The sequence below is a fragment of the Bacillus sp. FSL K6-2869 genome (genome assembly GCF_040869405.1).
In the GTDB taxonomy this organism is placed as follows: domain Bacteria; phylum Bacillota; class Bacilli; order Bacillales; family Bacillaceae; genus Bacillus; species Bacillus altitudinis.
Map to the genome: position 1 here is coordinate 3,687,645 of NZ_CP152035.1, position 14,070 is coordinate 3,701,714.

Genomic DNA, 14,070 nt, shown 5'->3' on the forward strand with positions numbered 1-14,070 from the left:
GAATTTGACAAAATAAAAACAGGTAGGCTAGTACCTGTTCTACTCTTTTTCTCCAATGTCCTTGAGATATTGCTCTCGTTCTTTTTCAGAGAGTCGTTTAAGATAGTTTTCCTTTAATTCTGGTTCATCTTTAAATTTATCCCAATCTTTAAAACGATATGACAACTCAGGATCATAACTCATTGAACCGATTTTTTTAGCTCTATATTGTAAAGAAGCTGAAAATCTGTACTTCTCCGGTTCATTATTTATATAGCCATCGATTATAATATCCCCCATAGGATTGATGGTCACATCTTTTTCAAACGTTATGGTTTTAATAAATTTATGAATATCTCTTTTGTGCAAGTGCTCTTCAACCTTGGGTTTCATCTTCTCTGCAAGTTCTTCTGCTTTTGCTTGATCACTCTTTTCCTTGACCGCATTATTAGATTGAATATGCTTAACCTGAACGATTAACGAAGTCACTGCGACAAGGATGACTACAAACAATACAGATAAAAGCTTTATTGTGTTTTTCATGTCTACCGTTGCCACCTTCTTAATAATGAAAAATAAAAAACAGGTAGGTGATTACCTGTTTTATTATTTTTCTCCAATATCTTTAAGATACTGTTCACGTTCTTTTTCGGAGAGTCTTTTAAGATAGTTTTCCTTTAGTTCAGGTTCATCTTTGAATTTATCCCAGTCTTTAAATCGATAAGATAATTCAGGAGAAAAAGTCATGGTACCTACTTCCTTAGATCGGTATTCTAATGATGCAGAGAAGTCATACTTTTCTGGGTTACCATTAATATACCCTCTAATTATTATATAACCCATTGGATTAACATTTACTCCCTTATCGAACGTAATGGTTTTAATAAAGTTGTGAATATCTATTTTATGTAAACGTTCTTCTACTTTCGGTTTCATTTCTTCTGCGAATTCTTTTGCTTGTTCTAAATCGTTCTTCTCTTTCACGATTGTTTCACCTTCTGATTCATTCAATTTTTTTTCTTTATCTTTTTGAAAAACAAGTGATAATACTAGAATAAAAACGATAGTAATCAAAACAATCAGTACAACCTTAAATGTCTTTTTCACAAAAAATATCCCACCTTTTAAATATTCAACCGATAGGTTTTTATACCTTTTTTTATAGATATTTACCATACAATATCTTATAATATACATGATAATTATTACAGGAGTGTAAATGTTGGCCAAAAAATATGCAATTAATCAACTTAGCGATAAAGAATATAATGAAATATCATCAGCCTCTTATGATATCTTCAACTATGAAAATTCTAAAGATATACACTTGAAAAATGGTAAAATAATGTATGTTGTTGACCACCAAGAAACAAAAAAAGGGCTTAACTCACTAACCCTTGTATCAGAAGAAGATTTCGAGCGCTCCGATGGCGGAAAAGACCTCACCAAAATCAAAAACGCCGTCATCGCCTACCGTGGCTCAGAACCGATTGGGGCAGGCCAATATAAAGATACCATTAAAAAACATGGAAAAAAAGAGTCAGATGATCTTCTTTCTACCATTTTGACAAAGCTGCCTCCTTTTAGCCAGTCAGAGACGTCAAAGGAAGTCACGACGAAGGTGACGACAGGGACAACGACCTATACAAATGAGATTGTACAAGATTGGTTGATTTCAGATACGAAGTATTTGATTAAAAATATCCCCTTTGAACACGGTGCAGAGAATCAAATGGTGCAGGCGGACCGGTATGCAAAAGAGATCCATAAGAAAATGCCGAATGCGAAGATGTATGTGACAGGGCATTCACTTGGCGGGTCAAATGCTTCTTATGTTCTTGTCAAAAATGATTTTATTCAAGGCGGGGTCACCTTTGAGAATCCGAATATTTACCCAAATCTATCGGATGGTCTGCAAGCCAAAGCATTAAAAGGTGATTACCGTAGTAGATTAACAGAATATATCAATCTCAATGACGGGCTTTCTCTCTTAAATCGTCATACGACAGAAATCGGTCGTGTGAAAGTGATGTATGATGCCGCTTTACCTGAAGGCGTCGATTACACTGAGGACTCCTCAAAGGCCGTCCAATTTATGAAAAATCTCCTCAATCGGGCAATGAGTGTGAATCCTTCACTTGATGCGAATTTATTTCTTGAAGCCCTCGCCGGCAGCCATGGCTTAGACCGGTATTCCTTTTCGTCAGATGGCTCCGTTCAAACCATTGATGATATGTTGAGAAAAAACCCTTCTCTCACTGCCGCCATGTTACATCAATTGAGCCAATCAAATGTCCATCCGCAAAGTGTGGTAGCGATTTTAATCAAGTCGCATGTTCTTATGAACACAGGTCGTACATTCTCTACATATGCCGAGCACCATATGCAGCAAATCATTCGTAAAATTGAGAAACTCGATGACAAAGTGGAGCAATCGGTGGAACGCGTTCGTTCAAGATACAAACAAATTGTCGGTTTTGGTTCGTATGACCAGCTGACGGCTTCAGATGTGGATGCTGTGATTCGCCACTTAAAAACAGAGGGTCTTGAAAATGAGTTCTATTCGGTCAAAAAGTATGATGCAGCGATTGATCATGCGATGGATATGAAAAGGTGGATGGATTCAATATCAGATGATATGAGCCAGCTAGGAAAACAATACCACGATGCAGATACAACCCTTGCCAAGAATATGGGTATTTCTTAAGGAGTACGACAAATGGAATTTTCAAAGAAACAACCAACAGACGCAGATCGTTTTTTGCAGAGAGTCACAGATACGCATACATCTAGCTCCATCTTCTCTCAAGCAAACTTTAACACGGAAGATATGACACCAGCAGAGCTGGCTGCTTTGAAGGCAAAGATCAAGGAAGAACAGAAAACAGCGCTGATCAGAGCCATCCGGCATCAACTTCAAAATGAATTTGCAGAGGATCGTCAAGAAGCCAAAAAAATAGTAGATCTGATTGATGACCTTCTGATTAACGTGTACAAACATCAAAGGAACATCCAAACCCATATGTCAGGTGAAGCCATTGACGCCTTAATCGAAAAAATTGAAAAAAGACTCACATTTTTTGAGCTGAAAGAAGATGTTCAATCAGCCATTGATTCGATCGGCATTTAAATGAACCTGCCATCCGGTGAATCTTTTCCCCGTCTCACTCGTATATACTAAAAGAGTGATTGATTTGAAAGGAGATCTGTTTGTGGGATATATGTTGTTATTTTCGGTTGTGATCGGTCTTGTCCTGACCCTTTTGCTCACACCACTCAGGTTAATCTTTAGAAAGAAAGGGACTGAACAACAGGTGCCGCTTGTGTGGATTGCGGGACTGGCACTGCTGTTTATCATCGGGATTTTCGGCTTCTACTACATCACCAATTTAGACCGCAACCCATCATCACTGTGGCTCATTGGACTTGTTGTGACAGCAGCAGGTGCCTTTTTATCAGTGGGATTGGAGCGGAAGATCAAGGGCGTATTATTTCTCATTTTATTGCTGCTCGGTGTTTATATGGCAACCGCTTTTCTATTCAATGCAAATGAGAAATTCGACGTGTCTAAAATGGAGCAAAAAGTCGAAATCAAAGCGTTCGATGAGACAGAGACACCTGCGAGTGTACCACCGCAATTTGCTCGCAATAAGATGAAGAAATCGTTCGGACAGGTGCCAAACACGAGTTACTACGAGCTTGGCAGCTTGCAAATTCAGAAGGTCAATGGTGAGTATGTGTATATCGCACCCGTCGAGTTCTCCGATTTCTTTAAATGGATTCGTTCTGGTAGCACACCGGGTTACTTTACATTAAGTGCGACCGACTCATCTGCCAATCCAAAGTTTGTGAAAACCGAGATGGTCTATACGCCTTCTTCCTATTTCAATAAGGAAATTGAGCGGCATATCCGTCTTCAGTACCCAGATTTGATTTTCTATGGAGACACGCAGCTCGAGATCAATGATGATGGCAAGCCTTATTACATCCAAACATTTGGAGATTTCATCTCTGCACGAAACGGGTTTAAAGCTTCCGGTGTAGTTGTTGTGGATGCCAAAACGGGTGAAACGAAGAAATATTCCTTAGACAAAGTACCAGCCTTTATTGATGGCGCTGTGTCACCAGAGGCCGTCAGTCTGCAAAATAGTTACTTCGGCAACTATGTACATGGTTTCTGGAACAGTATGTTTGGAAAATCAGATGTGAAGCTGCCTTCAGACGAGGGAACGGAAGCCAATGTAAGTCCGGTGTTTGATTCAAAAGGGGATATGTATTACTTCACAGATTTCACCAGTCCAAAAGAGGGCGTTGATTCCATGCTCGGGTATGCACTAACAAATGCCCGAACAGGAAAAGCCACGTATTATACGGGTAATCTTGAAGAATCCTACATGGATTCACAGGGAGCTTTGCAAATTATTGAGAAGCGATTTATCGAAAAGAAATGGAAGGGCCGCATGCCGATTCTTTATAATTTCTACGGGGAAGCCAGCTGGCTTACACCTGTTCTCGATTCAAACGGGTTCCTGCAAAACTACTTTATTGTTTCGGCAGCCAATCCTGAAATCGCCGCATACGCTTCTACACCAAATGAAGCACTAAGAGCCTATAAAACTGCTCTTCAAAAAGGCGGCGGTACCGTCAATAGTTCATCAAAGCAAGAAAAGAAAGAGTCAACAGGCAAAGTGAAGAGGGTGTATAAGGAAAAGACCGGTGATTATACAACCGTCACCTTCTTACTAGACGATGGGAAAAACTACACCATGTCATCTGAAAAAGAGCCTCTTATTATTTATTTAAAAGAAGGCGATCAAGTCAACATGAAGTACACAGATACAGGTGAGATTTTCCTCCCAGTCGATGAAATCAACATCAAAGGATTATAAAAAAAAGACGTTTCTCCTACTGCGGAGAAGCGTCTTTTCTCTCTTTTCTCAACAACTCGACAAGCAATTCCTTATTTTTATTCCCACCTGTCATCGGGGATTCGACATAGGAAAATGTCCGTTTAAAGTCCATTCCCCTCACAGAAATGACAGCCAATTCCCCGCCAATGCTGCCCCGCTGGAGGACATATTTAGATAAAACAGATAGCCCCATTCCATGAATGACAGCTTCTTTTATCGCTTGATTGCTGCTAAATGTCACAAAAGTCCGCGCTTTCAGGCCATTTGATTTCAGGACGTGCTGTAAGTATTCTCCTGTCCCAGATCCTTCTTCTCTTGTGATCCATGTTTCATTTTGCAATTGATCAATGGTGACATCCTTTTTCTTTGCAAACGGATGGTCTAATGGGGCAACGATATACAGTTCATCCTCTAGGAACGTTTCTACAGAGAGTTCTTTGTCATTGGTTTGTCCTTCAATCAGTCCGATGTCGACATGGAACAACCGAACATGTCTAGCGATCGCCTCTGTATTATCAATGACTACCTCAATATCAACATGCGGATAGAGCTGATGAAATTGTGCCAAAATTTGCGGTAGCACATACTCCCCAATGGTAAAACTCGCTCCAATCGTGAGCTTCCCTCGTGCCAGATGATGATGCTCATAAATATCCTGCTTCGCCTGTTCATATAAACGAATGATTTGTTTTGATCGATGGTACAGCATATCCCCAGTTGGCGTCACCGTTAATTGCTTTGGCGAACGATTGAGCAGAACCGTCTGAAATTCCTGCTCCAAGTTCTTAATGTGAAGACTGACACTCGGTTGAGAAATCCGCAGCTTCTGGGCTGCTTTTGTAAAGTTCTTCTCTTCTACCACTGTCACAAATGTCTTCAGTGCATCATAATACATCTGTCCCTCTCCTATCAGAAATCTTAATCCTACATCTTCAATACATATATCTTACTAATTCCTTTCCAACTCGTAAAGAACAGCCTAAACCAATCAATTTAATAAAAATATTTACTAATTTTTTTAAAGACTCTATACTGAAAGGAGATATTTTCTATAGGAGGTGCTGACTTGGCAGCTAAAATAAAGGACATTGCGGAAAAAGCCGGATTATCCATCGCCACCGTGTCTCGCGTACTGAACCAAGATCCCAACCTATCGGTTACGGATCAAACACGAGAGAGAGTATACGCGGCAGCAGAAGCTTTGTCCTATCAAAAAAAGACATTCAAACATTCACTAAAAAAAATTGCCTTTCTCTATTGGATGACCGAAAAAGAAGAGCTTGAAGATATTTATTTCAAATCCATTCGTCTAGGCATTGAGGAACTCACCAATACCAGAAGCTTAAATGTTACCGCTTACAACCCATCTGATGGTCTTCAATCGATTGATCCTTCTACAGAAGGCATCATCGCCATCGGTCGATTTAAAAAAACTGAGCTTGATCAATTATATGCGATCACAAAACATATCGTCTTTATTGATACATCACCAGATGAAGACCGCTTTGATTCTGTGAAACCAAACCTGAAACGAATTGTAGAAAAGATTATCGATTCTTTTATCGAAAAACAGCACACATCCATCGGATTTATTGGCGGGACAGATCTTGATCTCAATACAAATAGGCAGATTCCAGATATTCGTGAAACGACCTTCCGCCAGTACATGACAGCACACAACAAACTGGATGAACAATTGGTCTATATCGGTCACCACTTCTCTGTAGATGAAGGCTATTCATTGATGATGAAGGCGATCGACGAGCTCGGCGATCACCTGCCAACCGCTTTTTGTGTCGCAAGTGATCCTCTTGCGATAGGCTGTTTACAAGCATTAAATGAACGCGGTTTTTCTTTACCAAATCGAGTGAGTGTCTTTAGTATCAACGATATTCACGTCTCTCAATATGTGTCACCACCGCTCACAACTTATCACATCCATACCTCTTTACTTTGCGAAACAGCTGTCGATTTACTTTTAGAAAGACTTGTTGATGGCAGAACATTACCAAAAACCGTGCTGATTGCCTCAGAACCTGTCTTTCGGAAAAGCACGATATAAACAGCTGGAAGGCCTGCCGTATATGGTGGGCTTCTTTTCTCTTTATTTCAGTAAAAAATTTTACTTAATAAATTTAATAAAATGTGTTTACTTTTTTTACTCAAGTTGATATTCTCACATTAAGAAAGCGTTTTCTTATCATCTGTGAAAAAAGAACGAGAGGGGATTACGAATGAAAAAGGGAAAATGGGCGACATTATCGGCAGTCGTTGGTACTGCTGTGCTGCTGCTGTCAGCATGCGGACCAGGAGATGACAATTCAAGCGGTACACAGCCGGCATCTACAGGTACAAAGACCTTGCTAGTGTGGGAGGATGTCAAAAAGTCTGATGGGATTCAAGACGCCGTCAAAGAATTTGAAAAACAAAACGACGTGAAAGTCAAAGTAGTCGAAAAAGCATATGCCGACCAAATTGAAGCGCTTCGTCTCGATGGCGCAGCCGGCACTGGTCCAGATATCATCACCATGCCTCATGACCAAATTGGATCAGCTGTCACAGAGGGATTGTTACAAGAAATCAAACCAGATCAAAAAGTAATCAATTCCTTCACAGACGAATCGATTCAATCACAAACGGTAGATGGTAAGCTATATGGCCTGCCAAAATCCGTTGAAACCACTGTGCTTTTCTATAACAAAGACCTTGTCAAAAAGGCACCAACGACACTCGATGGCTGGTATGACCTTTCGAAAAAGCTGACAAAGGACGGGAAATACGGTTTTGTTGCGAAGTGGGATGAAATTTATTACGCAGAAAGTGTATTAGGCGGTTCAGGCGGCTATATTTTCAAACAGAAAAACGATGGTTCTTATGACGTCAATGATATTGGTCTTAATAACGATGGTGCCATCGAAGGCGGAAAATACATTCAGACATTCTTTAGCGAAGGTCTTTTCCCGAAAGGCATCATTGGTGAGCAAGGAATCAATGTCCTCAATTCCTTATTCACTGAGAAAAAGGCAGCGGCTGTCATTTCTGGTCCATGGTCATTTGGTCCTTATAAAGAAGCGGGTATCGACTATGGCGTGTCCGAGCTACCAACACTCCCTAACGGAAAACATATGAGCTCGTTCTTAGGTGTAAAGAGCTACAACGTCTCCTCTTATTCTAAAAATAAAGAACTTGCCGAGAAATTTGTTGAGTTTATCACGAACGAAAAAAATTCGAAAAAGCGCTTTGAAGTCACAGAGGAAATTCCACCAGTGAAAAAACTGATGAAAGACCCAGTCATTACTGAAAACGCTAATGCGGATGCTGTTTCAAAGCAAACGAAATATGCCACACTGACACCGAACAATCCAGAGATGGCAGAGGTGTGGAAGCCGATTGACAGCGCATTAGGGCTGATTGCGACTGGCCGTACCGATGTGAAAAAAGCATTTGATGATGCGGTTAAACAAATCGACTCGCAAATTAAAGCGAATCACTCCAAATAAACATCAAGCGCAGGTAGCTGTTCATCTATCATGCTGCCTGCACTTGATCTAATTTCATATGAAGTAGGTGTTAAACGTGACGGGTAACCTTGAACTAGACCGCACACACATAGTGGAATCAAAGACACACCGGAGACGGGCGCTAATGTTCTCTCTTATACCCGGGATGGGGCAAATATACAACAAACAGTATGGCAAAGGGGCACTCTTTTTCCTGTTTGGCGTTTCTTTTCTACTTGTGTTTTATGATTTATTCAATATTGGCTTCTGGGGGCTGTTCACACTTGGTACGATGCTGCCTCGTGACAACTCTGTTTTCCTTTTAGCAAAAGGAATTATTGCACTTTTAACAGCTGGATTTGGCATCGGTTTTTATGTACTCATGATACGAGATGCATTTATGAACGGAAAGAAACGTGATCAAGGGGTTCCGCTTCATTCCATCCGTGCTCAATACCATCAGCTCATTGATCAAGGCTTTCCTTACTTAATGAGCACTCCTGCTTTCTTTTTACTTCTATTCTCTGTTGTCTTTCCTATTATGTTCAGCTTTGCGCTGGCCTTTACAAACTATGATTTATACCACTCGCCTCCTGCCAATCTCATTGATTGGGTAGGCATCAAAAACTTTCAAAATATCTTTTCAATCGATATTTGGAGAGACACATTCATTGATGTACTAGGCTGGACGGTCGTATGGACGTTGGCTGCATCGACCCTTCAATGTGCTGTCGGCATTTTCCTAGCGGTTCTGCTCAATCAAAAAGATTTAAAAGGAAAACGGTTTTTCAGAACGATTTTGATTCTGCCGTGGGCTGTTCCAGGATTTGTGACCATTTTGGTGTTTGCTGGATTGTTTAACGACACGTTTGGTGCGATCAACAATACCCTTTTTGCATCGATTGGAATTGATCCAAAACCATGGCTGACAGATCCATTTTGGAGCAAAATCGCTCTTATTGCGATGCAGACTTGGCTTGGTTTTCCTTTTGTGTTCATTATGACAACTGGCGTTTTGCAGGCCATTCCTGAAGATTTATACGAGGCTGCAACCATTGATGGGGCAAATTTCTTTCAGAAATTCCGTTCCATCACATTACCGCTTGTCCTCTATTCAATTGCACCTATATTAATCACGCAATATACATTTAACTTTAACAACTTTAATATCATCTACTTATTTAATGGCGGAGGACCGCCTGTGGCTGGCTCAACTGCTGGGGGCACAGACATCTTGGTGTCTTGGATTTACAAACTGACGATGCAATCTTCTCAATATGCACTCGCTGCCGCTGTTACGATCTTACTGTCAATCTTCGTCATTGCCATTGCACTTTGGCAGTTTAAGAGGACGAATTCATTTAAAGAGGAGGACATGATGTGATATGGGATCAAAACAAAATAAGCTCATTCGCCTGAGTATCACTTATTTCATCCTTTTCATTGCCTCCGTTTGTATTCTATATCCACTCCTTTGGACGATCGGCGCTTCCTTTAATCCTGGGAACAGCCTGATGAGCACAAGCATGTTTCCGAAGAATCCAACGTTCAGCCACTTTACAGAACTCTTCTTCGGTCAGGGAGCACTTTATGCAAAATGGTATTGGAACTCAATGAAAATCAGTATTGCGACTATGCTCTTAACGTTGATCCTTGTCAGCTTTACAGGTTATGCCTTTTCTAGGTTCCGATTCAAAGGACGCAAGAATGGACTGATGCTCTTTTTGCTGCTGCAAATGATTCCTCAATTTTCAGCGCTGATTGCCATATTTGTATTGGCTCAAATGCTTGGACTCATTAACAGCCATCTTGCATTGATTTTGATTTATGCAGGCGGACAAATTCCGATGAATACGTATTTAATGAAAGGCTATCTTGATGCGATTCCAAAGGATCTCGATGAATCAGCCAGAATGGATGGCGCAGGGCATTTCCGGATTTTCATCCAAATTATTATGCCACTTGCCAAGCCGATTTTAGCCGTTGTTGCCATCAACTCATTTACAGGACCGCTCGGTGATTTCATCATCTCCAGTGTCATTGTCCGGTCACCCGAAATGTATACGCTCCCAATCGGTCTATACAATCTTGTATCAGATAAAATGGGTGCCAGCTACACGACCTTTGCAGCCGGGGCTTTACTCATTGCGATTCCAGTTGCTTTATTGTTTCTTGTTTTACAAAAACAATTTGTATCCGGCCTCACACAAGGCGGGACAAAAGGATAAGGGGAGATTTGATGAAGAAATGGTTGCTTGTCACTGTTGTCGTTTTCTTTCTGATGGGGTTAGGTATTCTGCCTGAAGCAAAGGCTGATTCGATTTCGGTGAAACCGATCAATGGATTGCAAGGTGATTTCATCAAAGGAGCCGATATCTCCATGCTCGCAGAAGTGGAGCGAAGCGGCGGCAAATACTACAACCAAAACTGGCAGCAGGTTGATCCGCTCAAGCTATTAAAAGAGAAAGGTGTCAACTATGTGCGCATCAGACTCTGGAACCATCCATACGACAACCAAGGCCGTGCCTATAACGGGGGGACAAACGATTTAAATACCGCCATTGCTCTCTCGAAACGTGCAAAAGCACAAAATATGAAAGTGCTGCTTGATTTTCACTACAGTGATTTCTGGACCGATCCCGGTAAACAGTTCAAACCGAAAGCTTGGACCAATCTCTCCCAAAGCGATTTAGAAAAAGCTGTTGGCACTTACACAAGCGATGTACTTAAAGCGATGAAAGCACAAAATGCCCTACCAAATATGGTACAGGTCGGGAATGAATTAAATTCAGGTATGCTTTGGCCGAACGGAAAGAGCTGGGGTGAAGGCGGCGGTGAATTTGACCGACTCGCTGCTTTGCTAAAAGCGGGGACAAATGCTGTCCGCTCTGTCGATTCAAACATCAAAGTCATGCTTCATCTTGCACATGGAGGGGACAATGGTGCATCTCGCTGGTGGTTTGATGAAATCACCAAACGAGGCGTTTCATTCGATACGATCGGTTTATCTTACTACCCGTATTGGGACGGGGGTTTTAGCGGTCTTACTAACAACATGAATGATATTAGCGCCCGCTATAACAAAGATGTCATCGTGGTAGAAACCGCCTACGGCTTTACAACAGCAAATGGTGACAACCTCGATAACTCATTTAACCAAGATTCAGTCAATACGGCCGGTTATCCAGCATCACCACAAGGGCAGGCATCTTTTATACGAGATCTATCAGAAAAAATTTCACAAGTAAAAAACAATCGCGGGAAAGGGTTCTTTTATTGGGAGCCGCTTTGGATTCCAGCAAAAGGTGCTCCGTGGTCTAGTCAATACGGGCTCGCTTATATTCAAACAACCGGCACAGTCGGGAATGCTTGGGAAAATCAGGCCATGTTTGATTTCAACGGAAAAGCCCTGCCTTCTCTTGATGTATTTAAACAAATGACACCGTAATTAAACAGATAGGACGTGACAAAATGGGAAAGCGTTACCCACTCGTTCACCCAAATGTGAAAGGCTTTTTGCATGGTGGCGACTATAATCCTGATCAATGGCTTCATATGCCGGAGATCATTGACGAAGATTTTCGATTAATGAAGCTTGCACACTGTCAAACATTCTCTATCAACATTTTCGCTTGGAGCAAGCTCGAGCCAAAAGAAGGGGAATATGATTTTGCCTGGCTGGATGATATCATGGACCGCTTGGCAGCGCAGGGAGCTCACGCCATTCTCGCCACGCCAAGCGGAGCAAGACCTGCTTGGCTCTCGCAAACATATCCAGAAGTCTTACGCGTTGAAGCAAACCGCCAGCGCAACTTACACGGACTTCGCCATAATCATTGCTTCACCTCACCGGTTTATCGAGAAAAAACGAATACACTCAATCGTTTGCTTGCTGAACGCTACAAGGACCATCCAGCGCTGATCATGTGGCACATTTCAAATGAATACGGCGGTGAATGTCATTGTGATCTTTGCCAAGAAGCATTTAGAGACTATTTGAAAGACAAATACAACCATGACCTTGAAGCTTTGAACCAAGCATGGTGGACGGGGTTTTGGAGCCACACATATAGTGATTGGTCACAAATCGAGTCACCTGCACCTCACGGGGAGCACATGATTCATGGCATGAACCTAGACTGGAAGCGTTTTATCACAGCACAAACGATCAATTTTTATCAAAATGAAATTGAACCACTACGAGAATTAACACCTCATGTGCCAGTAACCACCAATTTTATGGGCGACTATCCGCATATGCGTCCATTTCTTGGACTGGATTATCATCAATTTGCAAAAGAAGTCGACGTGATCTCATGGGATAGCTATCCAGCATGGCATAGCGGCAGAGAATCCACTGCAGAATTAGCGTCAAACGTCGCCTTCGTTCACGATTTGTATCGTTCATTAAAGGGCGGTCAGCCGTTTCTTGTGATGGAAAGCACACCAAGCCTCGTGAACTGGCATGAAGTGAATAAGGTGAAGCATAAAGGAATGGCACACCTCTCTGCCATGCAGGCGATTGCCCACGGGTCCGACTCCGTCCTTTATTTCCAGTGGAGACAAGGCCGGGGCGCCTCTGAAAAATTCCACGGCGCTGTTGTGGATCATTCAGGACATGAACACACGCGTGTGTTTCAAGAAGTCGCTAATTTAGGAAAACAGCTGGAGCAGCTTCAACCGATTGCGGGTACATCCGTTCAACCAGAGGTCGCCATCATATATGATTGGGAAAACCATTGGGCAATTGATGATGCGCAAGGCTTAAATAATACCAACAAACGCTATGTAGAGGCTTGCCAAACTCACTATCGCAGTTTCTGGAAAAAGGGTATCCCTGTTGATATTGTCGGGATGGAAAAGGATTTCTCATCCTATCGAGTGCTTGTGGGGCCAATGCTCTACATGATCAAACCAGGCGTGGCAGAAAAGATCGAAGCATTTGTCAAAGAGGGCGGCATTTTTGTGGCAACGTACTGGAGCGGCATGGTCGATGAAAACGACCTCTGTTTCCTCGGTGGTTTCCCTGGCCCTCTCCGCCATGTACTTGGTGTTTGGGCAGAGGAAATCAACACATTGATGCCAGATGAACACGTCTTAATGACCACAGGAAATGGACGCACCTACCATGTCGGGCAATATTGCGAATCCATTCACCCAGAATCAGCCTCTGTGTTAGGGCATTTTGAGAATGGCTGCTATGAAGGACAGCCCGCCCTTACTGTCCGTCCATTTGGCAAAGGGAAAGCATACTATATGGCTTCTGAAAATGAGCAAGCGTTTTATGATGATTTTTACGAAGATCTCATCACAGGAATAGGGATAAAGCCGATCCTCTCCTCTTCAATTCCAGAGGGAGTCAGTGTCCAAAAACGAACAGATGGATCGCAGGACTTTGTGTTTATGATGAATTTTACAGATAGTAAAAAGGTAATTTTGTTAGAAGATCAAATCACTTATGAAGATGCATTCCACTCTTCAAATTTAACAGGAAAAATAATACTAGATGCCTATGAATATTTTATATTAAAAAGAAAAAAAGAATGTCTTTAAAGACATTCTTTTTTTCTTTTTATGCAAGAACCAACCTTAAATTCAGCTTAAATTCAGCTTATAAACACAATTCTAACTTGAAATAATATGGCAAAAAATGATACATTATTTGTGAGAATTAGCAAAAA

Annotated in this window: 12 protein-coding genes; 9 read left to right on the plus strand and 3 right to left on the minus strand. The window is 41.6% G+C overall.

The features are described 5' to 3' along the window. Positions 1–39: 39 nt before the first annotated feature. Together MHI58_RS19050 and MHI58_RS19055 are read right to left on the minus strand one after the other, a co-directional pair. Complete coding sequence (locus tag MHI58_RS19050) at positions 40–522, minus strand: DUF1433 domain-containing protein (RefSeq protein WP_045033675.1); 483 nt, start codon at positions 520–522, stop codon at positions 40–42. Between the two features lie 63 nt (positions 523–585). Continuing rightward, entirely contained in the window at positions 586–1,086 is a 501-nt protein-coding gene (locus MHI58_RS19055) for a DUF1433 domain-containing protein (protein ID WP_041092634.1), read from the minus strand. Between the two features lie 115 nt (positions 1,087–1,201). On the opposite strand from MHI58_RS19055, the gene MHI58_RS19060 reads away from it, so the two are divergent. The 3 genes from MHI58_RS19060 (at position 1,202) to MHI58_RS19070 (ending at position 4,868) form a co-directional block, all read left to right on the plus strand. Continuing rightward, the gene (locus MHI58_RS19060; protein ID WP_045033670.1) at positions 1,202–2,686 is read left to right on the plus strand and encodes a DUF2974 domain-containing protein; all 1,485 of its coding nucleotides are present in this window, start codon (positions 1,202–1,204) and stop codon (positions 2,684–2,686) included. Positions 2,687–2,698: 12 nt separating this feature from the next. Next, positions 2,699–3,109, plus strand: a complete 411-nt coding sequence (locus MHI58_RS19065; RefSeq protein ID WP_024720438.1) for a hypothetical protein — start codon at positions 2,699–2,701, stop codon at positions 3,107–3,109. An 82-nt stretch (positions 3,110–3,191) separates the two neighbouring features. After that, positions 3,192–4,868 (plus strand): hypothetical protein, encoded by a 1,677-nt coding sequence (locus tag MHI58_RS19070; RefSeq protein ID WP_045033668.1) that lies wholly within the window; start codon positions 3,192–3,194, stop codon positions 4,866–4,868. 16 nt (positions 4,869–4,884) lie between these two features. Here the strand turns inward: MHI58_RS19070 and MHI58_RS19075 are convergent, their stop codons facing one another. Next, on the minus strand, positions 4,885–5,784 hold the full coding sequence (locus tag MHI58_RS19075) for a LysR family transcriptional regulator (RefSeq protein ID WP_017359912.1): 900 nt from the start codon (positions 5,782–5,784) through the stop codon (positions 4,885–4,887). Positions 5,785–5,955: 171 nt separating this feature from the next. On the opposite strand from MHI58_RS19075, the gene MHI58_RS19080 reads away from it, so the two are divergent. The 6 genes from MHI58_RS19080 (at position 5,956) to MHI58_RS19105 (ending at position 13,942) form a co-directional block, all read left to right on the plus strand. Further along, positions 5,956–6,951, plus strand: coding sequence for a LacI family DNA-binding transcriptional regulator (locus MHI58_RS19080; RefSeq protein WP_045033666.1), 996 nt, complete (start codon positions 5,956–5,958; stop codon positions 6,949–6,951). A gap of 172 nt (positions 6,952–7,123) precedes the next feature. Beyond that, positions 7,124–8,389 (plus strand): extracellular solute-binding protein, encoded by a 1,266-nt coding sequence (locus MHI58_RS19085; protein WP_045033664.1) that lies wholly within the window; start codon positions 7,124–7,126, stop codon positions 8,387–8,389. A 145-nt stretch (positions 8,390–8,534) separates the two neighbouring features. Then, positions 8,535–9,773 carry a carbohydrate ABC transporter permease gene (locus tag MHI58_RS19090; RefSeq protein ID WP_045033662.1) on the plus strand — a complete coding sequence of 413 codons (1,239 nt, stop codon included), beginning with the start codon at positions 8,535–8,537 and terminating at the stop codon, positions 9,771–9,773. 1 nt (position 9,774) lies between these two features. Next, the gene (locus MHI58_RS19095) at positions 9,775–10,617 is read left to right on the plus strand and encodes a sugar ABC transporter permease (RefSeq protein WP_007497274.1); all 843 of its coding nucleotides are present in this window, start codon (positions 9,775–9,777) and stop codon (positions 10,615–10,617) included. Positions 10,618–10,628: 11 nt separating this feature from the next. After that, a complete protein-coding gene (locus tag MHI58_RS19100) occupies positions 10,629–11,837 on the plus strand; it encodes a glycosyl hydrolase 53 family protein (RefSeq protein WP_045033658.1) in 1,209 nt (402 codons plus the stop codon). Between the two features lie 23 nt (positions 11,838–11,860). Beyond that, positions 11,861–13,942: a beta-galactosidase gene (locus MHI58_RS19105; protein ID WP_041508027.1), complete on the plus strand. Its 2,082-nt coding sequence runs from the start codon at positions 11,861–11,863 to the stop codon at positions 13,940–13,942. Positions 13,943–14,070: the final 128 nt, after the last annotated feature.